Below are 24,351 nucleotides of genomic sequence, written 5' to 3' on the forward strand. Positions count from 1 at the left end.
TTATATGAAGTTTGTTTTTTTAAAAAAACGTTTGCTTATTTTTTTCATGTTCCTAGTCTCTGTTGTTGCTTATAGTCAGCAAACAATTGTAGATACTAATATTTTTACAAAATATAATGATGCCATAAAATTATTTAATGATAAGGCATATGCCGCAGCACAAACTAGTTTTGTTAAAATCAGTAAAAAGGCCTCTAAAGGTTCTAACTTAAAAGCAGATGCAGCCTATTATGATGCCATGTGTGCTATACGATTAAACCAACCAGAAGCAGATAAAAAAGTACTTTCTTTTATTGAAGAGAACCCCAATAGTAGTAAAAAAAACACCGCCTTTTTTACCGTTGCTAATTACTATTTTGCAAATAAAAAAGCAGCATACGCCCTTAAATGGTATCAAAAAGTTAATGCTGATACTCTTTCTAAAGAAGATCAAAAAGAGCTTAACTTTAAAATGGGATACGCATATATAATTGCCAAAAACCTACCTTTAGCTAAAGAAAAATTTCTTCCTTTAATTAACGATGCTAAGTATGGTAACGACTCTAGATATTATTACGGCTACATTGCGTATAAATTAGAAGATTACGGTATTGCAGAATCTACCCTAAAAGAAATTGCTGATAATGAGACTTATAGAGTAGAAATTTCTTACTATTTATTAGATATAAGTTTTCAGGCAGGTAAATTTGAGCGCTGTATTTCAGTTGGTAAAAAACTTATTGATACCTTTAAAAGAAAAGATAGATCTGAAATTTCTAAAATAATTGGAGAAAGCTATTTTAATTTAGAAAAATACAGCGAAGCGATTCCTTATTTAAAAGGCTACACAGGTAAAAGAGGCAAATGGAATAATACCGATTTTTATCAACTTGGTTTTGCTTACTATAAACAGAATGATTTTGAAAATGCCATTAGTAATTTTAATAAAATTATTGATGAAAAAAACTTTGTTGCACAAAATGCCTATTATCATTTAGGTGAATGTTACCTTAATTTAGGTAAAAAAACAGAAGCTTTAAATGCATTTAAAACGGCTTCTGAAATGGATTTTGACACCACTATTAAACAAGATGCTGCGTTAAATTATGCCAAATTAAGTTATGAAACGGGCAACCCTTTTAAAAGTGTTGCAGAAGTTTTACAAGATTATTTAAAAGCCTATCCAAAATCTAAAGCCTACGAAGAAATTAACGATTTAGTGGTTTCTTCTTTTTTACATCAACAAGACTTCACAGGCGCTTTAGCATTTTTAAAGAAAAATAAATCTGTAAAAAATGTTTCTTTAATTTCTGAAATCTCTTTATATAAAGGTATTCAATTATTTAATGATCAAAAACTAGAAGAAGCACTTCCTTACTTTATAGAAAGTAAAAAAGCAACAGATGTATCTATCAACGAAAGAGCAAAATATTGGGAAGCAGAAACATTATATAGATTAGAGAAACCAAAAGAAGCACTAAATATATTCACAACTTTAAAAAAGAATCTAAAATCTAATAGTGAAGAGTTTTTATTACTTGATTACAATATTGGTTACAGTAATTTTAAGCTAAAAGATTATAGTAATGCTGTAGTTTCTTTTGAAAACCTCATAAAAAAAGATTCTATAGAAAAGGAAATAATAGACGATGCTTATATTCGTTTAGGTGATTCTTATTTTGCTCTTAGAAATTATCAAAAAGCAATAAAAACTTACGATAATGTTGTGAAAACTTTTGGTGCAGAAGCAGATTATGCTCAATACCAAATAGGGATGAGTTATGGTTTTACAGAAGATAATCAAGCTAAAATAAATGCTTTAAAAAAGGTTGTTAATGAGTATGAGGTATCTACGTTAAAGGACGATGCTTTATTTCAATTAGCAAATACTTACACCATCATAAAAGATAACCAACAAGCTCATTTTGCTTATGATCGATTAATAGAAAAACACCCAAATAGTGTATTTATACCGAAAGCATTGGTAAGACAAGGTTTATTATATTACAATGAAAATCAGAATGAAAAAGCTTTAGAGAAATTCAAAAAAACAGCAAGTCAATTTCCAAATTCTCCTGATGCTTTTGAAGCCGTTGCAAATGCAAGAAATATTTATATTGATAATGGTAAATTAAACGACTATGTAACTTGGATTACAGAGTTAAAATTTATTAATGTTACAGATTCTGATATAGACAATACCACTTTTGCTGTTGCTGAAAAAAAGTATTTTGAAGCTAACGATGGTAATGAAATTATAAAAGCCCTATCTAAATACACCATTAAATTTCCTGAAGGAATACACAAATTAAAAGCTAATTATTACTTAGCAAGTACTTTATTTAAGAAAAAAGAATTCGACAAAGCAATTCAATATTATCAAAATGTTTTAGAAGAAGAACAAAACGAATATAGCGAAGATTCTCTTGCTAAATTAGCACAAATATTCTTAGAAAAAGACCAATTTAATAATGCAATACCCGTATTAGACAGATTAGAGCAAGAAGCTTATACAACAGAAAATGTTTTATTTGCACAAAGTAATTTAATGAAAGGGTATTATGAAACCGCTTCTTACGAGCAAGCTGTAGATTATGCGAAAAAAATATTATTAAGAAATAAATTAGATAGTACATTAGAAAACGATGCTAAAATAATTATAGCTCGTGCTTCCTTTAAAAACGAAGATTTTTATACCGCAGAAGAATATTATAACGAGGTAGAAAAAACAGCTACAGGAGAAGTAAAAGCGGAATCTTTGTACTATAATGCTTACTTTAAAAATCTGCAAAAAGAATATGAAATCTCTAACAAAGTTGTACAAGAATTAATTGCTAATTTTTCTTCTTACAAATATTGGGCTGTAAAGAGTTATGTAATAATGGGTAAAAATTATTATGGCTTAAAAGATGTTTATCAAGCTACTTTTGTTTTAGAAAACATTATTAAAAACTTTACACAATTTGAAGATATTGTTGAAGACGCTAAGCAAGAATTAAAAAAAATTAAAGAAAACGAAGCCAAAACTAATAATTCTGTAACCCCTATTAAAGAAGAAATTACAGCTCCAAAAGACTCTAAAAAGAATAAAAATTAATGAAAAAAGGTTTCACATTATTTCTAATATATTTTGCTTTTTTAAGTTTAAACGCTCAAAAGAAGCAACAGGCTATAGACACCGTAAAAACAGAGGTTGTAAATATTGTTACAAAATACAACCCTAAAATTGCTGATGCTAAAAAAATCAACAAGCAACCCAAAATTAAATTGCTTAAAAACAGTGAAAAGAAAAAACTAGAATACACTATTTTTTCTGCTCCCGTTGCTTCTACTTTTATACCTAAAAGTGGTGTTGTAAAAGGAATTGATGTTGGTGTAAAAGAACGTGTTTATCAGAATTATTTGGCTGCTGGTTTTGGTAATTATACAACGCCTTATTTAGAAACCAATTTACATTATAGCACTCGTTTTGAAAGTGAGTTTGGCTTTAATGCAAAATATTTAGCGTCTCTAGACGATGTTAGAAGCTCTGTACTTAACAGTAACTTTTCTAACTTAAACATTGGGGCTTTTTACAAGCAACAAAATCGTTACTTTGATTGGAAAGTAACCTTAAACTCAGAAAGAAACCTTTATAATTGGTATGGTTTGCCAAATCAAAGCAACTACACAGCAACTACAACTGGTTTAATTGCACCACAGCAAACTTATAATTACTTTAACCTTATTGGTGAATTTGATTTTAATGACTCGTATATCGATTATGGAAAAATAAATCTAGCCTACTTTACAGATCAATTTAACAGTCATGAAATTCTTGCAAATTTTGATGCTAAACTAGCTTTCCCTTTAGAGTTTTTAAACCTAGGACTAAATGATATGCCTGTAAAAGCTGGTATCGAGATTTTAAAAGGGAACTTTAGCAACAGTTATGCTGATAAAAACACTATAGATTATTCTATTGTTACCGCTAAAATAAACCCAGAATACAAATTAACATACAACGATTTTTCTTTAAATGCAGGTGTAAAAATAATAGCATCATTAGATGCAGAAAACAAATCGAATAATATTTTCTTATTGCCAGACTTATTTATAGAAGGTCCAATAATAGAAAAATATTTAAATATTTACGGTGGTTTTTCAGGTGATTTACATACAAATACCTACAAGAATTTCACTGATGAAAATCCTTATGTTTCACCTACTCTTTTTATCACTCAAACGTTAGAAAAATCAAATTTATTTGTTGGGTTTAATGGAAAAGTAAACAGAGATATTAGTTTTAATATTAAAGGAAGTTATAAGAACGAAGAAGACAAACCAATGTTTTTAAGAAATGTATCTAAATCTAACGGAACAAGCAATTCCTTAAACGGATATACTTTAAGTGGTTATGAATACGGTAACTCTTTTAATGTGTATTATGATGATGTTAAAACGGCTTCTATACTTGCAGAGTTTGCTTACGAATATTCTAAAAACTTATCTTTTAGCCTTCAGGGTGCTTACAATAATTACACTTTAGAAAATGCATTAGAAGCATGGAACTTGCCTTCTTTTGAAGGGAGTGTTTCTGCAAAATATAAAAGAAATAAATGGTTTGCTTCTTCGGATATTTTTTATGTAAGTGAAAGAAAAGATGGACTTTATAACAACATATACCCTTCTAGTTTTAAAGGGATAGAAACCATTGCTTCTTTTGTAGATGTAAATTTAAACGGAGGCTATCATTTTAGTGATAAATTTTCTGCCTTTTTAAAACTAAATAATGTTTTAAACACAGAATATCAACGTTTTGCTAATTACGATACACAAGGTTTTCAAATATTAGGAGGAATTACTTACAAGTTTGATTTTTAAGACCTAAGAGCACAAAAAAACGTAAAATATTATTACATTTACATCATGTTCTATTACTATTTTATTATTGCCTTTCAAGTTTTTTGTGTGTATCATGCTTACAAGAATAAAAATAATTTCTATTGGTATTTTATTATCTTTTTTATCCCGTTACTTGGTTGTATTATTTACCTCTTAACACAGGTAATTAACAAAAAGGATGTTAGCAATATCACGGAAGAACTTACTACAATTATCAACCCATCTAAAAAGATAAAAGACTTAGAAAAAGCGTTAGAGTTTTCTAACACATTTCAAAATAAGATTAATTTGGCTGATGGTTATGCCGAAATTAAAGATTTTAAAAATGCAATAATACAGTATGAAGAAGCTTTAGATAGTAATTTTAAAGACGAACCATACACTTTAAATAAATTGATACGTTGTTATTTTGAAATCAAAAATTTTGATAAGGTTGTTGAATATTCACAAAAAATAAATTTAGAAAAAGACTTTAAAGACACTATCTATTTTTATGGTTTGGCTTTAGAACAAAAAGGCAAATTTGAAGAAGCAGAAATTGAATTGAAAAAAATTGATAAAAGATATTCTAATTACGATGAAAGGCTAGAGTTTTCTAAATTTTTAATTAGAAGAGATAAAAAAGCAGCTGCCAAAGAGGTTTTAAAGGAAATTATATCAGAAATCGGAGCAATGAGTAAGGTGAATTCCAGAAAACATAGAAACGTAATTTCTGAGGCAGAAAAAATATTAAATGCTCATTAAAGTTTTTATTAAAGGATTTTTGCACCTATTCATCTTCTTCACTCTAACAATGTTAACTCAAATTGGTGGGGTTATTTATTTTATTTCTTTACTTATTGTTTCTCATAAAAGCACAAAATACAAGCTTAAAAGAATACTACTTTTCATCTTTATATATGCAACAAGTACTTTTTTAATAATCCCTAAAGTTGCCCCAATATTTGGTCGTGTTCAAATTGAAAACAACAAACAGCTACAAGCACATAATTTTATAACGAAGCTCTTTAACAGAAATTATGTTACTCCTAAAATGGCTGCTGTTTTAACTACTGTTTCTTTAAGTATGCAAAAAGAGTATCCTACAATTAAAGTAATCTATTTAGATGCAAACTTCCCTTTTATAAACGGTTTTCCTCTGCTTCCGCATTTGAGCCATAATGATGGAAAAAAAATTGATATTTCTTTTATCTATCAAACTAAAAAAGGAAATCTAACAAATTTAAAACCATCAAATACTGGTTATGGTGTTTTTGTAGCACCATCAAAAAATGAAATACATCAAGCTAAAATTTGTAAAGAAAAAGGGTTTTGGCAATATGATTTTACCAAATATATTACGCTAGGTAATTTTAATACAAACTTAAAACTCTCAGAAAAAGCTACCAGAAGTCTTATTACTCATATTTTAAAAAATAATGCAGTAAGTAAATTATTTATAGAACCTCATCTTACAGCTAGATTAAAACTTCACCATACTAAAATAAGATTTCATGGTTGTGCAGCTGTAAGGCATGATGATCATATTCATTTTCAAATTAAATAAATAGTCATTTGATTTTTGTAAATTTATATCCTATAATCCAAATACAATATGAAAAAAATTATTTTCTTATTTAGCTTATCAATAGCTCTTACTTGTTGCAAAAAACAACAAAAAGCAGATACAATTATCATTAACGCTAATATTTATACAGTAAATGATCATTTTGAAAAAGCAAGTGCTTTTGCCATTAAAGACGGAAAATTTATTGCTGTAGGAACATCCGAAGAAATCAAAAAAAACTACGATGCTTTAACTATTGTTGATGCAAAAAACAAAACAATTATCCCTGGTTTAATTGATGCACATTGTCATTTTTACAGAATGGGTTTACAACAACAAAAAGTAGATTTAATGGGTACAAAAAGCTACGATGAAGTTTTACAAAAACTGATAGCTTTTCAAAAAGAAAAAAATTCAACTTTTATTACAGGAAGAGGTTGGGATCAAAATGATTGGGTAGTAAAAGAGTTTCCTACAAAGAAAAAGTTAGACTCTTTATTCCCTACAATTCCCGTTGCTATTGGTAGAGTTGATGGTCATGCTTTATTGGTTAATCAGGCTGCTATAAACCTATCTAAAATAACAAAAGACACAAAAGTTTCTGGTGGAGAAATTATACTCAAAGACGGAGAGTTAACAGGTGTGCTAATTGATGCTGCTATGGATTTTATTCCTTTTCCAGAAACCACAAAAGAAGAAGCTATTCTAGGTTTATTAGATGCTCAGAAAATTTCTTTTTCTTACGGATTAACAACTGTTGATGATGCAGGAATTGATCAACAAGTAATTGAATTAATTGATAGTTTACAACAAGATGGAAGTCTAAAAATGCGTATTTATGCAATGATTTCTGGTGATAAGCAAGCACAAATTGATTATTACATAAAAAAAGGAAAACTAAAAACAGATCGATTAAATGTGCGTTCTTTTAAAGTGTATGGAGATGGCGCCTTGGGATCTAGAGGTGCTGCAATGCGTAAACCTTATACTGATAGAGATAACCATTTTGGAGCATTAATCTACTCACCAGAGAGATATCAAGAAATTGCCAAACAAATTGCAGCTTCAGACTTTCAAATGAACACACATGCCATTGGCGATTCTGCAAATACTTGGTTGTTAAAAACGTATAAAGAGGTTTTAAAAGATGCCAAAAACAGACGTTGGCGCATAGAACATGCTCAAATTATTGCTCCAGAAGATTTTGATTTGTTCGATAATATTATTCCGTCTGTACAACCAACCCACGCAACTTCTGACATGTATTGGGCAAAAGACAGAATTGGAACCAAACGAATGCAAGGGGCTTATGCCTATAAAGATTTATTAAAAAAATACGGAAAAATAGCTTTAGGTACAGATTTCCCTGTAGAACAAGTAAATCCTTTTTTAACTTTCTACGCAGCAACCATTAGAAAAGACATCAATAATTACCCTGAAAACGGATTTCAGATGGAAAATGCTCTAACTAGAGAAGAAACCTTAAAAGGGATGACTATTTGGGCTGCATATTCTAATTTTGAAGAACAAGAAAAAGGTTCTATTGAAATAGGCAAGTTTGCTGATTTTGTAATTCTAAATCAAGATATTATGAAAGTAGAAGGTGATAAAATTCCTAAAACAAAAGCAGTTGAAACATACTTAAATGGAGAAAAAGTGTATTAATAACAATGCAATTTTACAACAATTTACACACCTAAAACTTGTTTTAAAGTTTTAGGTGTTTTTATAAAAAAGCGAAATTAAAACAACCTTAGAGCTAAACTTTTTTAATGTTTTTCACCAAACTTTCAGACAAACTCAACAACCACCTAACTTGTTCAGAAATTAATTGTGTTTCATGTAATTGCGATCTCATTTCTTTAGAAATAGGTAATCCTTTTTTTATTTCGGCATCTCTTAAAGCTGATAAATTATGAAAATAATCTTCATAATTTTTTGTTGCCATAGTAAGCTCTTCACTATCTAAATTAGCAGTAGTTTCTGCATTATTTAAAATGGCTATTGCTTTATTTAACTGAAATAAAATATGCTTTATATAAATTTCAAATTGTTTTGGCACCTTACCGGTTTCATTAGTTCTTATATACATGCCTAATGAAGATAGAGAGGATAAATAGGTATTAAAAATAGTCATTAACTCGTAAAATATTACAATATTTTCTTGTTTAGATTTTGGTTCTTGTGCCAATCTTTGATAAGCTGCATTTAAGTTTCCTACTTGTAAAAAAGCTTCTTTTCTTGCCAGAGCATACTCGGTAGGGACTTCTCCTTTTTTATGATAAAACAAATCTATTTGTATCAATAGTTTAGAAAAACCTTCTATAGAATTTAAGAAAAACTCCTTAATATTCTTAGCTTCCCACGCTGGCCAAAAAAAGTAATTAGCTACATAAGCCAAAAGAGAACCTATTAAGGTATCAAAAACTCTAAACTTTATAACTGTTAAAATATTAGGATTCATTAAAGCATAAATAAAAATAACATAGAGGGTAATAAATGCAGCTCCGTTTCTATAGTTTTGTTTCACTAAAGAAAAACCAATAATTAAAGACGATACAGATATCAGACCATAAATAATTGGATTTTGCGTTAAAAAAACAATTCCAACACCTACCGTAGCGCCTATTAACGTACCTAATACTCTATGTTTTGTTCTTTCTTTGGTTAAGCCATAACTAGGTCTCATAATAACCACAATGGTTAATAGAATCCAATAAGGCTGTTGCATATCAATTGCAAAACCAATCATTAAACCAATAAGCATGGTAAGTGTTAATCTTAACGAATGCCTAAATATGGGCGACTTTAAACTAAAGTTTGCTTTTAGTTTTTTAAGGTCATAATCTTGAGGAGTTAAAAATTGTTCGGCATCTTTTATGGCCCTAATTTTATCGTTTTTAGAATAATTATCTAATACTCTAAAAATATCCATTAAATTACCAATTTGCTTTTCTTGATACGCTTTATAATTTAATAAAAAGATTACTCCTTCTCTAGATTCGGGCAAGCCAACAGTAACTTTATAGATTTCTATATGATTTTGTATTTTTTTAAGTAGAATTTTAAAATTATTATGAAAAGTAAGTTTTTCTTCTTTTAAAATAACTTTTGAAATGTGGTTTAACCTCTTTGAAACTTCAAAAATTAATAGTTTAAACTCATCTACTTTTTCTTGATGTTCCTTAAACAAAGCATCAAACTTGTCATAATCAACCGTGTTTGAAATAGCTAATTCATATATTTCTATAATTTTAGAAAAGATTAGCTGTTGACGTCTTGTTCTATTACTAAAAACCAAGCTAAACCTTTTTTCTAAAACAACTTCTCTTATCGTTTCATGCAGTTCATTAATATCTACTTGAAGTTTAAAATTTTCTTCTAAAAGGGCTGTTCTATTTTCTGTATCTACCAATAACTTTCCACGAATTTTTACAAACTCTGCCGTTTTTTCAATTAATTGAACAAACAAATAATCTACTTGTAATTTTGGTAACACTAACTCTGTTAAGGTGGTTAAAAATAAATACCAAATACCCCCCAAAGCAATAAGTAACGAATGCTCAAAAACAGAAATTTCTATACTATGGGGTGCCAAAGCCAAAACAAGTGAAATTAAGCCTGCAAATGAAATTAAAGATGCTCTAAAACTAAAAACAGAAAGATATGAAATAGAAAATACAAGAATAATTAATAAAGGAATTAAAACAAAGTAACTCGTAAAACTCCCAATTAATAGCGTTACTACAAAAGTTAAAAAAATGGAAGCAACAATACCAAAAAACTTATGTTTTAAACTTCCAGAAATATCAGATGGAGCACAGAAAATGGCTCCTAAGGCAATACTAAACCCTATCTTAAAGCTATCAAAAAAATAAATAGATATTAGTACAGGAATTACCATTGCTAAAGCAACCACCAGTGCTTTAATAAAATACACCCCTTTAAAATATCTAATTAAATTTTTAATCATACATAAAATTAATACTCAAATTTAAGAAGTTTTTTCTAGGTAAGTCTATTTATTTAATCATTTTAAATTGATAAATAAAAGAATGTTTTTATATACTAATTACAATATTATTAAAGAGAAAAAAGGCGAATTTTCTTCCCCTGATTATTGAAAGAAAATACCTCATTAAGTAACACATAACACCAATTTTCTCTAAAATACTATTTTTTACTATCTATGAGAACCATCACAAAAGGGTTCATTTTTAGTGGCTTTACAAGCACATAAATTTCTTGTTTCTGTTTTTTCTGCAGTAAACACATTTGGGCTCATTCCTGTTCCTTTATGCTTTCCATCACATAACGGTTGTTTTTCCGATAACCCGCAAGTACACCAAGCGTAGTTTTTTCCTTCTTCTAATGCTACTGCAATAGATGCATTTCCTGCTCTTTTTGGTAATTTCATATTTTTTATTTTAGAGTATCAATATAAGCAATTTTATGATTAATTTCTATTTTGAAGTTATAGAATGATTTGTAATTCTATTATATTAGCCAATAATTTATAAAATCATAAAATGAAATCATACGTATATCTATTTTTCTCTTTAATTCTTTTTACTTCTTGTGTTGGTAATGACTCTCCTACTTTTGAGCCACAAACGGAAGCAGACATCCTAGAATACATTTCAGAGAACAACCTAAACACTGCAAAAACTAATTCTGGTTTATATTACGTTATTAATAATGAAGGCACAGGAACAAGGCCAACAGAAAACGATATTGTAGAGGTTGATTACAAAGCCTATTTGTTAGACGGAACTATTTATGATGAAAGAGAATCTATTATATTAAATTTAGGCTTAGTTATTGATGGCTTAAGAGAAGGTGTTCAACTTTTAAAAGAAGGCGGAGACGCAACTTTATTAATACCTTATCAATTAGCTTTTGGAGAAAGTGGCAATAGCTCTGGTTCAATTCCTGGAGGTACTGTTTTAATTTTCGAAATAAAACTTAAGGCTTCTTATCCTGATTATAAATCTCAAAATGATGCTTCAATTTTAAAATATATTGATGATAATAATTTAGTAGCAACAAAAACAGATTCTGGCTTATACTATGTAAAAACCAAAGAAGGTGATGGAAATAAACCAGCAAGTAGCACTGCTAATGTTACTGTTACTTATAAAGGTTACCTATTAAATGGAAGTGTTTTTGACGAAAATTTAAACGGGTTTACCACAAACCTAAATAACGTTATTTCTGGTTGGACAGAAGGAATTCAACTTTTTAAAGAAGGAGGAGAAGGAATCCTTTTAATCCCTTCTAATTTAGCCTATGGTGAAGCTGGAAATGGTACTATACCCGGAGGAGCCGTTTTAGTCTTTGAAATAAAATTGATTAGTGTAAACTAACCCAATTTAAAACTCATAAAAAAAGCGAAACTGATTAAGTTTCGCTTTTTTTATTTTATAATATATACGTTAATTCAAATCTTGCAATAACACTTCAACGGCTTTTTTAAGTTGATCATCTTCTCCCCTTGCTTTCCAACCTGGTTTATTTTGCACTAAAACATCTGGTACTGCAGGTCCATTTTCCATATTCATACCAGATTCTTTAACATACCATGCTCTGTATGGCATTCTAATAGAACCGTCTTGTAATCTTTGAGAACCGGTAGAAATTACGGCACCAAATGTTGGTTGTCCAACAACTTTGCCTAGCTTAAAACTTTTAAAAGCATGTGCAAAAATTTCTGCGTTAGAATAACTGCTTTCGTTAGTTAAAGCAACTAAAGGCTTTGTATTTACAGCCAATAAAGCTCTTTCATTAAAAGGATAATTTCCTGCAAACTTCTTGTTATCTCTTTGTAAATTATCTGTAGCTCCTCTTGGTACTGTATAAGAATGTTGTTGTACCGTTAAAACTGCCATTAAACGATCTGTGGTCCAACCTCCACCATTATTTCTAACATCAATTACAATTCCTTTTTTACCATAACCACTTGCTTTTAGTTCTCTTTCAAAACGCTCAAAGCTTGGTAAATTCATACCCTGTATGTGAATGTATCCTAATTGTCCGTTAGAATATTCATCTACTAACTTTTTTCTAGAGTTTATCCACTCTTCATATCGTAAATTACTAATCGTTCTGGTAGATTCTGTTCTTACCACAACTTCTCTTTTATCAGCTAGATCTAATAAGATTTCATTTTCAGAACTATTTTTCAACAAACTATAAAAGTTAGTATTTTCTTTAATTTTCACTCCATTTACAGCAGTAATAACATCTCCTTTATGCAAAGAAACATTGTTTTTTGTTGCAGCAGAGTTTGGTAAAATAAAATTGATTTTAACGCCATTTTTCACATTAGAAACATCTAAACCTAACAATCCTATTTTATCATCAGAAACCTTTTCTGGAGTTGCTCCTCTATAGCCCATATGACTTGCATTTAATTGCCCTAACATATTATTAAACATAAAAGAATAATCTTGCTTGGTAGCTGCTGCCAAAACCATAGGTCTATATCTTTCTACAATCTTACTCCAATTATAACCATGATATTTAGGATCATAAAAACCTGCTGTTATAGCTCTAACTCCTTCTTCAAAAACTTGTTCATTTAATTTACTAAAATCCGTTGTATAGGTTGCAGAATGAGAAAAAGAAGCTACTTTATCTGTCTTTAAGTTTAATGATTTTAATTGTCCTTTAGAAGAATAATATAAATTATCCTTATGCAAACTAAATCCATTTACACTAGAAACATCTTTAACTAATTTTGCTTTACCTCCTTTTAAATCTATTTTATAATACCCATTTTGTTGTGTTGCTGGGTCTGTAGCAGAAATATACATACTTTTACTATCTGCACTAAAAAGTCTACCATACTCATTACCTGCCCAATTAGTTACCTGAACTAACCGATCGTAAATTTTATCTTCATCTATTTTTACATGTACAACAGGCTTTTCTACCTTGCTTTTAGCTTCTTCTTTAGTGCTATAATAATCGCCATCTTCAAAATCTGTTTTTGTTTTTTCCCAATCAGATTTTTCTAACCAAATCATCCAAGTATCATAATTTATTCCGCCTCTATCTCCTGCTCTATTAGAAACAAAAGAAAGTTTTTTTCCATCAGGACTCCAAACTGGAGAAGAATCTGACCTTGGATGCATAGAAACATTCATTTTCTTTGATGGATTTTCTATAGATTGAATATAAATTTCACTGTCAAAATTTAAGTCTTCTTGCGAGTAAGCAATGTATTTACTATCCGGACTCCAAGAAACGCCTTCTGCTGCTGCCCAAGAATCTGAGTAACTTTTTGGGCTTACTATTTTACCATCTTTTAAGTCTGCAATTATTAATTGACCTCTACCAACTCTGTAAGAAATTTTCTTTCCGTTTGGTGCTACTAAAGGTTCAAAAACATCTATTTTACTTTTTGTAAGTCTCGTTATTTTTGTTTTTAAACTTCTGCTTAAATCAACTTTATCATCAGTAGAAACCACTTTATAAAGTTCATTTTGACCATCTCTATCCGATAAAAAACCTAATGTATTATCATCTATCCAAAAAGGATTATCATCTTTAAAAGGATGCTTACTAACGTTATTGCTTTTTATTTTATCCTTATTATTTTCTTTTACAAAAATTTCGCCATTAATACTTAAAGCAATTAATTTACCATTAGGAGATACTTGTACATCTTTAATTCCGTTAGATACCGTTTCTGTTTCTTTTAACTCAAATCTATTATCTGTAGTTAAGTTTAGGTTTATTTTTGATGTTTTATGATTCTGTATTTTAAAAACATCTAACCCACTGTTGTAAACAACACTTCCATTATTACTTACAGAAAAAGATAATACTCCATTCACTTTTAAATCTGTTAATTTATTTTCAGTATCACTTTTACTTCCATCTACATTTAAGGATGTTTTGTAAATATTGTATCTACCGCTTTTAGAACCTATATAATACAGGTTGTTTTGAGCGTCCCAAAGTGGAGAGTGATCATTTTTATTACTAGTAGTAATTTGAAAATATGCTTTCGTTTTTAAATTATAAACCCAAATATCTCTTTGTGCAGGACCATTATAATCTTCTCTAGAAATTCTACAAGTTCCTTTTACAAAAGCAACAAAATTACCATTTGGAGAAATTGAAGCCTGACTACCTAAAGCGGTCATAAAACGATTTGGAGTTTCTCCGTTTTCATCAATTTTATAAATAGATGTTTCTCTTTCTGTTCCTTTGTAAATTCTATTACTAGAAAATATAATTTCACCATTAGAGTTCCATTGACTAGGTGTGTCTGTTGTTGGATAAAAGGTTAATTGCTCTGGAATTCCGCCACTTAAATTCGTTTTGAAAATATTGGTGTTTTTTCTTCTGTTTGATGTAAAAACTAATTGACTACTATTTGGATTCCATATAGGATTACTCTCATAAGCCTGATGAATGGTTAACCGCTTAGTTTGGTTAGTCATTAAATCTAAAACCCAAATATCCCCGTCATAACTAAATGCCATTTTAGAAGCATCCGGACTGATAGAAGGCATTCTTATAAAAGTGTTTTGGGCAGTTAAAAGAGTTGTAGTACAGAATACTACAAACACAAATAAAGTTTTTTTAATCATTATAGTAAGGTATTTAATGACTAAAATAAACTTTATTAAATGCTTAGCCTTTTTTAAAAGACTCTTTAAGAAATATTTAAGAATTCCTTAACTAATTATCGGTTTTATAAAATCATCAATCTTATCAATTCCGTTTAAACCTAAATTCTTTATAAATGCAGAACCAATTATAGTTCCGTTTGCATATTTACAAGCAGTAGTAAATGTCTGTTTATCAGAAATACCAAAACCAATAATTAGATTACTCTTTAAGTTCATACTTTTAATTCTTTCGAAATACGCAACTTGATTGTTAGAAATATCACCTTTTGCCCCTGTAATAGAAGCAGAAGCCACCACATAAATAAAAGCTTTAGAATAAGCATCTATCTTTCTAATTCTTTCTTCGGATGTGTGCGGAGTTATTAAAAACACATTTGTAAGTCCGTATTTTTCAAATAAATCTTTATAATGATTTTCAAATTCTACCATTGGTAAATCTGGTAAAATAACCGTTTCGATACCACAATCTACTACTTTCTGGCAAAATTTATCTTCACCATATTTAAGCATCTGATTTAAATATCCCATTAAAACTAAAGGTGTTTTATTGGTTTCTTTAACCGTCATTAATTGATCAAAAATAAGATCTAAATTAATACCGTTTTCTAATGCTTTCTGGCTACTATCTTGTATAGTTGGTCCGTCTGCTAAAGGATCTGAATATGGCAAACCTACTTCTATAAAGTCTACACCACTTTTTTCTAGTTCTGATATCACTTTAGTGGTATCATCTAATTTTGGATATCCACAAGTAAAATAAATAGATAATAAATTTTTATCTTTTCTCTGAAATAATTCTTGAATTGAATTCATATTTATGTTGTTTTGTCAGTTCGAGTAATTTTCGATTTTTTGAGAAAATTGTATCGAGAACTAATTGCATCTCGATACAAATTTATTCATTCCTCATAAATTCACTCGATGTGACATTAGTTTCAGTCTTCTAAGTGATTGATATACGTTTCTAAATCTTTATCTCCTCTACCCGATAAATTTACTACCACAACTTGGTCTTTTCTAAATTTAATTTTTGGTAAAACAGCCAAAGCATGCGCGCTTTCTAAAGCAGGAATAATTCCTTCTATTCTAGTTAATTCATAAGCGGCAGCCAACGCTTCTTTATCGGTTGCATCCATAAATTTGGCTCTTTTACTTTCATATAAAAAAGCATGTAAAGGGCCAACTCCCGGATAATCTAAACCTGCAGAAATAGAATAAGGCTCAACAATTTGTCCGTATTCATCTTGCATTAAAATGGTTTTAGAACCATGAATAATCCCTACTTCTCCTAATTGAGAAGTGGCAGCACTTTCTCCAGAATTCACTCCCAAACCAGAAGCTTCTACAGCAATAAGTTCTACATCTTCATCATCCATATAATGATAAAAAGCACCAGCAGCATTAGATCCTCCACCAACACAAGCAATTATTGTATCCGGATTTTCTTTTCCTGTTTTCTCTTTTAATTGCCATTTAATTTCTTCGGATATTACCGCTTGTAAACGGGCCACCATATCTGGATATGGATGTGGGCCAACAACAGAACCAATTAAATAAAAGGTTTCAGGATGCTGAATCCAATATCTTATTGCCTCGTTTGTTGCATCTTTTAAAGTTCTACTTCCGCTTAAAGCAGGAATTACTTTTGCACCCAACATTTTCATACGAGCAACATTTGGCGCTTGACGCTCAATATCTTTTTCTCCCATAAAAACAGTACACTCTAAGCCCATTAAAGCACAAACAGTAGCGGTAGCAACTCCGTGTTGCCCTGCGCCTGTTTCTGCAATAATTTTAGTCTTCCCTAATTTCTTAGCAACTAAAATCTGACCTATAGTATTGTTTATTTTATGTGCGCCTGTATGGTTTAAATCTTCTCGTTTTAAATAAATAAAAGCGCCATATTTTTCTGATAAACGTTTTGCCAAATACAACGGACTTGGGCGACCAACGTAATCTTTTAATAACGATTTGTATTCTTCTTGAAACTCATCAGATTCTAATATTTGAATGTAATTATCTTCTAATTCTTTCACATTTGGATATAACAATTCTGGAATGAATGCGCCTCCAAATTGTCCGTAATAACCGTTTTTGTCTGGGTGAAATTTTGATTTCATATTTTATAATATTCTGTCATTGCGAGGAACAAGGCAATCTCTTAATTAATAAGCAGATTACTTCACTACGTTCGTAATGACGTTCTTTTTAAATTTTTCTAATTCTTCTATTTTCTTAACTCCTGGTTTACTTTCAAACTGACTATTTACATCTAATGCATAAATTGGTAAATCTGATTTCATTATTTTTTTAACCTCTTCTACATCTTCCAATCCAATACCTCCACTTAAAAAGAAAGGTACATCAAAAGGATATTCCTCTAAAACAGACCAATCGAATTTTGTTCCGTTTCCTCCTCTTTCCTTTCCTTTTGTATCAAACAAAAAGAAATCTACAACTTCTAAATAAGGCTTTAAAACGTCAAAATTAAACTCGTCTTTAATACCGAAAACCTTAATAACCTCAACTTCATTTTCAGAAATGTAGTGCTTGTTTTTTTGCTTTTTGATACTTTTATTTTCTTCAATCTTTAGTTCTCGACTGCGCTCGAACTGACATTTTAATTCTTTTATATAATCAACAGATTCATCTCCGTGTAATTGAATAGCGTCTATTCTGTATTCTTCTACTAAAGAAATTACAATCTCTGGATATTCATTTACAAAAACACCTGTTTTTTTGATTGATTTTGAAAACTCTGGAATAATTCCTTCAAAATTTCTTTTTGATTTTTCATAGAAAATAAAACCCAAATAGTCAGGTTGCAAATCCGCAACTTGTTGGATATTCTCTACATATTTCATTCCGCAAACCTTGAGCTTCATTCTTTTTATGGTTTAATTGTGTAAATGTTTAATCGTGTAATTATTTATACTCAAACTCTTTTTTACACAATTCAACAATTACACGTTTACACTTTTTTTTAGTGTATTTGATTGATAAAATCTAAACAAGCTTCTCCCGGATTATCAGTTTTCATAAAATTTTCTCCAATTAAAAATCCTTGAAAACCAAACTCTTTTAATCCTGTAATAATTTTAGGATCAGAAATTCCGCTTTCAGAAACTTTTAAACACGTATCCGGAATTTGACCTGCTAACTTAATTGAATGCTCCAAATCGACTTCAAAAGTATTTAAATTTCTATTGTTGATTCCGATAATTTTATTGTCTAAATCGTTAATCTTATCTAAATCTTCTTGCGTATGAATTTCATACAAAACTTCTAAACCTAAATCTGTTGCTAAGTTTCCGTAGTTTTTTAATTCGGTTGCTGTTAAACAAGACGCAATTAATAAAATGACATCTGCACCAATTGCTTTTGCTTCTACAATCTGAAATCCATCAACAATAAAATCTTTTCTTAAAATTGGTTTTTGTTGGTTGATGATTCTTGCTTCCATCAAATCAGCCATAGAACCTCCAAAAAAAGAAGTATCTGTTAAGATAGATTGTGCCGCCACATTTGCATCTAAATAGCCATTAGTAACTTCTGCAATGGTTGCTTTGTCATTAATAATTCCTTTAGAAGGAGATTGACGTTTAAATTCTGCAATAATACCTGTAGAACCAACTTCTAACAACGATTTTTTTAATGAAAAAGTTGTTCTTCCAAAACTAGGGCTTTGTACTAATTTCTGAACAGGAACTTCGGCTTTTATCTTAGCTATTTCCTTCTTTTTAAATGCGATTATTTTATCTAAAATTGTCATATAATTAATTATGAATTTTAAATTATGAATTACGAGTTCTAGTTACATTAATTCATAATTCGTAATTGTTCATTAGTAATTGTTACTTACGAATTTGTATTTCTTACTGTTTTTTGAATACTTCCGATAATTTTTAAAATTTCGTCAATATCTGTCAATAATGATTCCGATTCTTTATCTGATAAAAAGTCAGTATCTTTTAATAAACGAATCCAATAATGAGATTCTCTTGCTTCCTTATAAGCAATCGTTAATTTAGCAAAAAAGTCTTTTCTACTTTGTCCTCCAATTGCTTCTTCAACATTTGCTCCAATTGATGTTCCTGAGCGTAACAATTGTTTACTCAACACAAACTCTTTCTTTTCTTGAGATAAATGTTTGTATAGTTTAACAACTCGAACTGCGAAATTATAACTTTTGATTTGAATTATATTATCCTTTTTCATAAGTCGTAATTTCTAATTCGTAATTGTTAATTATTTACTATTTATCTTATTATTCCGTCATTGCGAGGTACTAAGCAATCTGTTCATTTAAATTACAAGATTTCTTCAGTCACAAACTTCGTTTGAGTATCTTCAATTAAAAAATATTTTAATTTCAATAATCTTCGGAATGACGTTTTATTTATTACTATTTATTTTTTTATTTCTATAACTTAAGAAAAAGTAAATTACAACTCCAACAATCAAACCAACCAAAGTCTGTTTTATAACATCTTTTGTTTGAAGTCCTACTGCTGCTCCCATTATTAAAAAAGCAGGAATTACTAGAATTATATTTTTTTTCTTTTTTGCCATTTTATCTTGTTTGTCATTGCGAGGAACGAAGCAACCTTTTTTTATAAACAGATTACTTCACTCGTAACCTCGTTCGTAATGACGTTCTAATTATAAACTTACTAATTTTTCTAATGTTTGTTTTGCTTTCAATCCAAAAAGCGAATCTTTTGCTTCATTAAAAGCTGCATCAAAAGGTTTGGTTTCATCAACAATTGTTAACGCAAAAGCAGCATTTGTTAAAACCACATTATTCTGTGCTTCTGTTCCTTTTCCTTCTAAAATAGCTTTGAAGATTTTTGCTGCATCTGCCACTGAATTCCCTCCAAATATTTCTGATTGCTGAATTCTTTTCTGCCCTAAATCTTCTGGATTTATAATTTGTTCTCCGTTTTTAGTAAAGAACTTGAATCCGCTTGTTAACGAAATTTCATCATAACCATCTAACGCGTGAATAATACCATAATTGATATCTTCTTCTTGCAAAATGTAATTATACAAACGTGCAATTTCTAAATTGAAAGTCCCTAACATATGGTTTTTAGGTGAACTTGGGTTTACCAAAGGACCTAACATATTAAAGAACGTTTTTAATGCCAACGCTTTTCTTGTAGGACTTACAGCTTTCATTGCTGGATGAAATTTTGGAGCGTGTAAAAAGCAAATGTTTGCTTTCTCTAAATGTGCTCTCAAAATGTTTTCATCATTGGTGAAATTGTACCCAAAACTTTCTAACATATCAGAAGAACCAGACTGAGAAGACACGGAGTAATTACCGTGTTTAGCTACTTTTTGTCCTGTTCCTGCAACTACAAAAGAAGTTAGTGTTGATATGTTAAACGTATCTTTTCCATCGCCACCTGTACCAACAATATCTATGGTATTATAATCTGATAAATCTACTTTTATAGCCAATTCTACCAACGCATCTCTAAAACCAGCAAGTTCATCTGCAGTTATTGGACGCATCATAAAAACCGTCATAAATGATGCTAAATGCGCATCATTGTATTTCTCTGCAGCAATATCTTTTAAGATTTGTGTTGCTTCAGATTTAGACAATCTCTCGTGATTATATAATTTGTTAAGTATATTTTTCATTTATGCTGAATTTATTTCAGTAACTAATATGTCCGTTCGAGCGCAGTCGAGAACTAAATTAACCTCTCGACTGCGCTCGAGGAGACATTTTACTTATTTGCATTAATAAAATTAGTAACCAACTGCTCACCAACATCTGTTAAAATAGATTCTGGATGAAACTGAACCGCAGATATTGGAAATATTTTGTGTTCAATTGCCTGAATTAATCCATCTTCATCTCTTGCGGTTACTTGTATTTCTTTTGGAAAACCTTCGTCTGTTGCTGCCCAAGAATGGTAACGTGCCGCCATAAATGTTTCTGGAACATCTTTAAAAATAGTGGCTGAAGGGTCTGAGACCCTCATCTCTGTGGCAACTCCGTGAAAAACATCGTCTAAATTGATGATTTTTCCTCCGAAAACTTCTGTAATTGCTTGTAAACCTAAACAAACTCCGAATATTGGTTTTACACCGGCGTATGTTTTAATGACTTCCTTTAAGATTCCTGCTTCATCCGGAATTCCTGGACCTGGAGATAACATAATGATATCATACGTGCCTACATCTGCAATACTGATTTCGTCGTTTCTAAAAACTGCAGGAAAGTTTCCTGTAATTTTCTCTACCATATGAACTAAGTTATAGGTAAACGAATCGTAATTATCTAAAATTAATATTTTCATGTTTTTTCTAATTGTCATTGCGAAGCAAATTTTTCATTTGCTGTGGCAATCTGTTTATTTATTAAGAGATTACTTCGTCGGAAAAACTCCTCGTAATGACTTAAAATTGACTATCTGCGTTAGGGATTGAAACGGCATCCTTTTTTTCTTTTTCGGAAAAAAGATATAGTGGAAAGCCTATTAAAACGCCCTAAATATTTTCTGCTAAAATTAACGCTTTCTTTAAAGCTGCTAACTTATTATTTACTTCTTGTAATTCTTTTTCTTCGTCGGAATGAATAACGATTCCTGCGCCTGCTTGCGAATATAAAACATTGTTTTTACTAACAAAAGAACGAATGGCAATGGCCAAATTTACAGAACCATCTAAACCGATAATTCCGACTGCTCCTCCGTAAAAACCACGGGTTTGATTTTCATATTTATCGATCAACTCCATTGCTTTGTACTTTGGCGCGCCACTTAAGGTTCCGGCAGGAAAAGTGTCTCCAACAATTTCTATTGGGTTTCCTTTAATCTTACCTCTAACCGTAGAAACCAAGTGAATTACGTGGCTAAAATACTGCACTTCTTTAAATACCTCAACAGTAACTTTATCGGCATGTTTGCTTAAATCGTTACGGGCTAAATCTACCAACATTACGTGTTCTGCCGTTTCCTTTTTATCTTCGGATAATTTTTTACCCAACTTAATGTCTTCTGCCATATCGCCCGTTCTTCTAAACGTACCTGCAATAGGATTGATAGTGGCTTTACCTGCAGAAATTTTAATTTGTGCTTCTGGTGAAGATCCCATTAATTTGAATGAACCGTAATCGAAATAAAATAAATATGGCGACGGGTTTATAGAACGTAATGCTCTATAAACATTGAATTCGTCTCCTTTAAATTTTTGTTGAAATTGGCGTGACAAAACCAATTGAAAAACATCACCTCTTTTACAGTGTGATTTTGCTTTTCTAACATAATCGATAAATTCTTCTCCTGTTGTATTTGAAGTTTCTTCGCCTACAATTTCGAATTTTTGTGTATTAAAAGATTGTGCATCTATAATAGTTTGAACTTCTTTAATACGAGATGCTGTACCTTCTTCTACATTTTCTATCAGCGTCATTTCATCATTAAAATGATTGATGGCAATAATAAAACGGTAAAAACTGTATTGCATTTCTGGAATTGCAGAGGGTGCTTTTTTGTTTTTAAATTGAATATTCTCAAAATACTGAACAGAATCAAAGGTTGTATACCCGTACAATCCGTTGAACGATTTTAATTCGGCTGGACACTCTAAATCTATAGCATTGGTAAACTTATCAAACAATTCATAAAAGTTTTTGTTGATAGGTTGCTGATCTAGTTGTGTTCCTTTATGAGAAACAGAAAACTGATAATCGTCCACTTTCATCGTTAAAATGGGCTCTACCGCAATAAATGAAAAACTTTCTTCTTTACTATGATAATCTGAACTTTCTAACAACAAAGTGTTAGCGTATTTATCTCTAAAACGCAAATACAAACCAACCGGTGTAACGGTATCTGCAATCTTTGTTTTGTGAATTGTTTTAAACTGTAATTTTTTCATGTTACTTTTTGTTTGGTCTAGCGCAGTCGAGACCTTTTTAGAACCTCTCGAGAACTGCGTTCGATACTTTCAACCAAATATATTTTGGTTTTAGTAATGCTCGAGGGAACATTTGTCTATTCTTTTTTACTTTGGATGATTTAAAAAATCATCATAAAAAAAAGGCTTATCGTGAGATAAGCCTTTTTTAATTTATGTTATATATACATATAGGATTCTTCTCACTTATGAATTAAGAGAGTTCCACCACCAAGTATTTTTTGTATTGTTTTTCATTCTGAAACAAAAATAAGATAGATTTTTAAAATAGGCAATGTTTAGATAGATTTTATTTAAAATAAAATCATTATTAAACTGAAAAAGAATTGTTTAGTTTGATTGAAAATGGTAACTTTATGTACATCTAAACAATATATAATGCATCAATAATATTGATACACTATGTTAGCAAAAATAAAATGAAATATAAAAATATAACTGTTGCTGGAAGTGGTGTTTTAGGTTATCAAATTGCTTTTCAAATTGCTTTTCAAGGTTTTAACGTAACTATTTACGATATTAATGATGAAGTTTTAGAAAAAGCAAAATCAAAATTTAAAATAATCGCTAAGGCTTTTAAATCAGATTTAAACGCAACTCAAGAACAATTAGATATAACCTTTAAAAACTTAACTTATACTTCAAATTTAACAGAATCCGTAAAAGATGCTGACTTATTGATTGAGGCTATTCCAGAAAATATAGCAATAAAAATAAGTTTTTATGAGCGCTTAGCTAAAGTTGCTCCCAAAAAAACAATTTTTGCTACAAATTCATCTACACTTCTACCAAGTCAACTTGCTGATTCCACAGGAAGACCAAAGCAGTTTTTAGCTTTACATTTTGCTAATAATATTTGGAAACATAACACGGCAGAAATAATGGGACACCCTACAACAGACCCTAAAATTTTTAAAGACTTAATTATATTTGCTAAAGCAATAGGAATGTTACCATTACCTCTACACAAAGAGCAACCTGGATATATATTAAACTCATTATTAGTACCTTTATTAAGCGCTAGCTTAGACTTATTAGTTAAAGAAGTGTCTGACCCTTATACAATTGATAAAACATGGATGAAAGCTACTGGAGCTCCAATTGGTCCTTTTGCAATATTAGATACTGTTGGTATAAACACGGTTTATAATATTAACTTATCATCTGCAGAAGAAACACAAGAACCACTTGCCTTTAAAACGGTAAAATACTTGAAAGAAAATTTTATTGATAAAAATAAATTAGGTATTTCTACAGGTGAAGGTTTTTACAAGTATCCAAACCCTAGATTCTTAGATTCTGATTTCTTAAAAATAAAACCATAACAACTTAACTCTACTTATTAGCAGCTTAAATACT

At 30.1% G+C, this 24,351-nt stretch carries 19 protein-coding genes; 7 read left to right on the forward strand and 12 right to left on the reverse strand.

The genetic code is table 11. From position 1 onward, the window contains the following. Positions 1–46: 46 nt before the first annotated feature. From WG951_RS07400 to WG951_RS07420, 5 genes are read left to right on the forward strand one after another with little or no spacing between them, the layout of a single operon-like run. Positions 47–3,076 carry a tetratricopeptide repeat protein gene (locus WG951_RS07400; RefSeq protein WP_245893553.1) on the forward strand — a complete coding sequence of 1,010 codons (3,030 nt, stop codon included), beginning with the start codon at positions 47–49 and terminating at the stop codon, positions 3,074–3,076. Next, on the forward strand, positions 3,076–4,842 hold the full coding sequence (locus WG951_RS07405) for a TonB-dependent receptor (RefSeq protein ID WP_105050396.1): 1,767 nt from the start codon (positions 3,076–3,078) through the stop codon (positions 4,840–4,842). The genes WG951_RS07400 and WG951_RS07405 overlap by 1 nt, the downstream gene beginning before the upstream one ends. Before the next feature lie 45 nt (positions 4,843–4,887). After that, entirely contained in the window at positions 4,888–5,607 is a 720-nt protein-coding gene (locus WG951_RS07410) for a hypothetical protein (protein ID WP_105050395.1), read from the forward strand. A gap of 49 nt (positions 5,608–5,656) precedes the next feature. Continuing rightward, on the forward strand, positions 5,657–6,409 hold the full coding sequence (locus WG951_RS07415; protein WP_245893552.1) for a hypothetical protein: 753 nt from the start codon (positions 5,657–5,659) through the stop codon (positions 6,407–6,409). A 48-nt stretch (positions 6,410–6,457) separates the two neighbouring features. Then, positions 6,458–8,074: an amidohydrolase gene (locus tag WG951_RS07420; protein ID WP_105050393.1), complete on the forward strand. Its 1,617-nt coding sequence runs from the start codon at positions 6,458–6,460 to the stop codon at positions 8,072–8,074. 94 nt (positions 8,075–8,168) lie between these two features. Here WG951_RS07420 and WG951_RS07425 read toward each other — a convergent pair whose 3' ends face one another. Together WG951_RS07425 and WG951_RS07430 are read right to left on the reverse strand one after the other, a co-directional pair. Continuing rightward, positions 8,169–10,382, reverse strand: a complete 2,214-nt coding sequence (locus WG951_RS07425) for an FUSC family protein (protein ID WP_105050392.1) — start codon at positions 10,380–10,382, stop codon at positions 8,169–8,171. Positions 10,383–10,592: 210 nt separating this feature from the next. Then, positions 10,593–10,826 (reverse strand): CDGSH iron-sulfur domain-containing protein, encoded by a 234-nt coding sequence (locus tag WG951_RS07430; protein WP_105050391.1) that lies wholly within the window; start codon positions 10,824–10,826, stop codon positions 10,593–10,595. A 112-nt stretch (positions 10,827–10,938) separates the two neighbouring features. On the opposite strand from WG951_RS07430, the gene WG951_RS07435 reads away from it, so the two are divergent. Beyond that, positions 10,939–11,775 (forward strand): FKBP-type peptidyl-prolyl cis-trans isomerase, encoded by an 837-nt coding sequence (locus WG951_RS07435; RefSeq protein ID WP_245893551.1) that lies wholly within the window; start codon positions 10,939–10,941, stop codon positions 11,773–11,775. A gap of 69 nt (positions 11,776–11,844) precedes the next feature. Here WG951_RS07435 and WG951_RS07440 read toward each other — a convergent pair whose 3' ends face one another. From WG951_RS07440 to WG951_RS07485, 10 genes are all read right to left on the reverse strand, one after another. Next, positions 11,845–15,012 carry a S41 family peptidase gene (locus WG951_RS07440; RefSeq protein ID WP_105050390.1) on the reverse strand — a complete coding sequence of 1,056 codons (3,168 nt, stop codon included), beginning with the start codon at positions 15,010–15,012 and terminating at the stop codon, positions 11,845–11,847. Positions 15,013–15,099: 87 nt separating this feature from the next. Then, positions 15,100–15,867 carry a tryptophan synthase subunit alpha gene (gene trpA, locus WG951_RS07445; protein WP_105050389.1) on the reverse strand — a complete coding sequence of 256 codons (768 nt, stop codon included), beginning with the start codon at positions 15,865–15,867 and terminating at the stop codon, positions 15,100–15,102. A gap of 122 nt (positions 15,868–15,989) precedes the next feature. Then, positions 15,990–17,174 carry a tryptophan synthase subunit beta gene (gene trpB, locus WG951_RS07450; protein WP_105050388.1) on the reverse strand — a complete coding sequence of 395 codons (1,185 nt, stop codon included), beginning with the start codon at positions 17,172–17,174 and terminating at the stop codon, positions 15,990–15,992. Positions 17,175–17,231: 57 nt separating this feature from the next. Then, on the reverse strand, positions 17,232–17,939 hold the full coding sequence (locus WG951_RS07455) for a phosphoribosylanthranilate isomerase (RefSeq protein ID WP_105050387.1): 708 nt from the start codon (positions 17,937–17,939) through the stop codon (positions 17,232–17,234). A 98-nt stretch (positions 17,940–18,037) separates the two neighbouring features. Next, positions 18,038–18,826, reverse strand: a complete 789-nt coding sequence (gene trpC, locus WG951_RS07460) for an indole-3-glycerol phosphate synthase TrpC (protein WP_068451279.1) — start codon at positions 18,824–18,826, stop codon at positions 18,038–18,040. Between the two features lie 86 nt (positions 18,827–18,912). After that, on the reverse strand, positions 18,913–19,272 hold the full coding sequence (locus tag WG951_RS07465; protein ID WP_105050386.1) for a four helix bundle protein: 360 nt from the start codon (positions 19,270–19,272) through the stop codon (positions 18,913–18,915). A 177-nt stretch (positions 19,273–19,449) separates the two neighbouring features. Then, a complete protein-coding gene (locus WG951_RS07470; RefSeq protein WP_170062929.1) occupies positions 19,450–19,626 on the reverse strand; it encodes a hypothetical protein in 177 nt (58 codons plus the stop codon). Positions 19,627–19,716: 90 nt separating this feature from the next. Beyond that, positions 19,717–20,706, reverse strand: coding sequence for an anthranilate phosphoribosyltransferase (trpD, locus tag WG951_RS07475; protein ID WP_105050385.1), 990 nt, complete (start codon positions 20,704–20,706; stop codon positions 19,717–19,719). Positions 20,707–20,795: 89 nt separating this feature from the next. After that, a complete protein-coding gene (locus WG951_RS07480) occupies positions 20,796–21,371 on the reverse strand; it encodes an anthranilate synthase component II (protein ID WP_105050384.1) in 576 nt (191 codons plus the stop codon). Between the two features lie 190 nt (positions 21,372–21,561). Then, positions 21,562–22,953 carry an anthranilate synthase component I family protein gene (locus tag WG951_RS07485; protein ID WP_105050383.1) on the reverse strand — a complete coding sequence of 464 codons (1,392 nt, stop codon included), beginning with the start codon at positions 22,951–22,953 and terminating at the stop codon, positions 21,562–21,564. A 458-nt stretch (positions 22,954–23,411) separates the two neighbouring features. Here WG951_RS07485 and WG951_RS07490 point away from each other — a divergent pair, with 458 nt between their 5' ends. Next, positions 23,412–24,317, forward strand: a complete 906-nt coding sequence (locus WG951_RS07490) for a 3-hydroxyacyl-CoA dehydrogenase (RefSeq protein ID WP_105050382.1) — start codon at positions 23,412–23,414, stop codon at positions 24,315–24,317. Positions 24,318–24,351 lie beyond the last annotated feature (34 nt).

Source organism: Polaribacter butkevichii (genome assembly GCF_038024105.1).
Classification (GTDB): Bacteria; Bacteroidota; Bacteroidia; order Flavobacteriales; family Flavobacteriaceae; genus Polaribacter; species Polaribacter butkevichii.

What these genes read in the sequence shown, in the direction of transcription:
- WG951_RS07400 (WP_245893553.1), top strand. Translation starts at nt 47, where the DNA reads ATGTTCCTAGTCTCTGTTGTTGCTTATAGTCAGCAAACAATTGTAGAT.
- WG951_RS07405 (WP_105050396.1), top strand. Translation starts at nt 3,076, where the DNA reads ATGAAAAAAGGTTTCACATTATTTCTAATATATTTTGCTTTTTTAAGT.
- WG951_RS07410 (WP_105050395.1), top strand. Translation starts at nt 4,888, where the DNA reads ATGTTCTATTACTATTTTATTATTGCCTTTCAAGTTTTTTGTGTGTAT.
- WG951_RS07415 (WP_245893552.1), top strand. Translation starts at nt 5,657, where the DNA reads ATGTTAACTCAAATTGGTGGGGTTATTTATTTTATTTCTTTACTTATT.
- WG951_RS07420 (WP_105050393.1), top strand. Translation starts at nt 6,458, where the DNA reads ATGAAAAAAATTATTTTCTTATTTAGCTTATCAATAGCTCTTACTTGT.
- WG951_RS07425 (WP_105050392.1), bottom strand. Translation starts at nt 10,382, where the DNA reads ATGATTAAAAATTTAATTAGATATTTTAAAGGGGTGTATTTTATTAAA.
- WG951_RS07430 (WP_105050391.1), bottom strand. Translation starts at nt 10,826, where the DNA reads ATGAAATTACCAAAAAGAGCAGGAAATGCATCTATTGCAGTAGCATTA.
- WG951_RS07435 (WP_245893551.1), top strand. Translation starts at nt 10,939, where the DNA reads ATGAAATCATACGTATATCTATTTTTCTCTTTAATTCTTTTTACTTCT.
- WG951_RS07440 (WP_105050390.1), bottom strand. Translation starts at nt 15,012, where the DNA reads ATGATTAAAAAAACTTTATTTGTGTTTGTAGTATTCTGTACTACAACT.
- trpA (WP_105050389.1), bottom strand. Translation starts at nt 15,867, where the DNA reads ATGAATTCAATTCAAGAATTATTTCAGAGAAAAGATAAAAATTTATTA.
- trpB (WP_105050388.1), bottom strand. Translation starts at nt 17,174, where the DNA reads ATGAAATCAAAATTTCACCCAGACAAAAACGGTTATTACGGACAATTT.
- WG951_RS07455 (WP_105050387.1), bottom strand. Translation starts at nt 17,939, where the DNA reads ATGAAGCTCAAGGTTTGCGGAATGAAATATGTAGAGAATATCCAACAA.
- trpC (WP_068451279.1), bottom strand. Translation starts at nt 18,826, where the DNA reads ATGACAATTTTAGATAAAATAATCGCATTTAAAAAGAAGGAAATAGCT.
- WG951_RS07465 (WP_105050386.1), bottom strand. Translation starts at nt 19,272, where the DNA reads ATGAAAAAGGATAATATAATTCAAATCAAAAGTTATAATTTCGCAGTT.
- WG951_RS07470 (WP_170062929.1), bottom strand. Translation starts at nt 19,626, where the DNA reads ATGGCAAAAAAGAAAAAAAATATAATTCTAGTAATTCCTGCTTTTTTA.
- trpD (WP_105050385.1), bottom strand. Translation starts at nt 20,706, where the DNA reads ATGAAAAATATACTTAACAAATTATATAATCACGAGAGATTGTCTAAA.
- WG951_RS07480 (WP_105050384.1), bottom strand. Translation starts at nt 21,371, where the DNA reads ATGAAAATATTAATTTTAGATAATTACGATTCGTTTACCTATAACTTA.
- WG951_RS07485 (WP_105050383.1), bottom strand. Translation starts at nt 22,953, where the DNA reads ATGAAAAAATTACAGTTTAAAACAATTCACAAAACAAAGATTGCAGAT.
- WG951_RS07490 (WP_105050382.1), top strand. Translation starts at nt 23,412, where the DNA reads ATGAAATATAAAAATATAACTGTTGCTGGAAGTGGTGTTTTAGGTTAT.